1 protein-coding gene is annotated in these 698 nt (G+C 60.2%); it reads left to right on the forward strand.

What is annotated here, in order from left to right:
* A partial coding sequence (locus tag AC3WJD_RS22085; protein WP_492749014.1) for a transposase occupies positions 1 to 614 on the forward strand: 614 nt, incomplete at its 5' end.
* Positions 615 to 698 lie beyond the last annotated feature (84 nt).

Below are 698 nucleotides of genomic sequence, written 5' to 3' on the forward strand. Positions count from 1 at the left end.
CCCAGCTCCATCCGATGGCGATCAAGGCGCAGGAAGCGACAGGCCGCAACGAGCTGACCGCGATTGCGGATCGTGGCTATTTCAGCGGCGAGCAGATCCTGGACTGCGAAAGGTCGGGTATCACACCCATGGTTCCCAAGCCGATCACTTCAACTGCCAAGTCCGAGGGGCGCTTTGGCAAGCCGGACTTCAGCTACAGTGCCGAAGACGATATTTATCGCTGCCCCGCAGGCGAGGCGCTCACCAGGCGCTTTACAACGCGCGAAGACGGCAAGACCATGCACGTCTACTGGACGTCGAACTGCGGCACCTGCGCCCTCAAGACCGCCTGCACCCCCGGCAAAGAGCGACGCATCAGACGCTGGGAACACGAAGCGGTGATCGACGCGATGCTCACGCGCCTGGACGCGGCTCCCGATTGCATGAAAGTGCGCCGACAGACCGTCGAGCACCCGTTCGGGACGCTCAAGGCGTGGATGGGCAGCACCCATTTTCTGATGAAAACGCTCGAAAAAGTCCGAACCGAGATGAGTCTTCACGTCCTCGCCTACAACATCAAGAGATTGATCCAGATCTTCGGGGTCATCCCCCTCATGCAGGCGATCAGGACCTGATCCACTCCCCCGGCCTGCGCTCGATTTATCTCTCCGCAGTGCGATTGCCTCGTATGACAATCGTCGCACCTCGAAATCCGCGTT

The sequence above is a fragment of the Sphingobium sp. FW306-1B-F04DB genome (assembly GCF_058781925.1).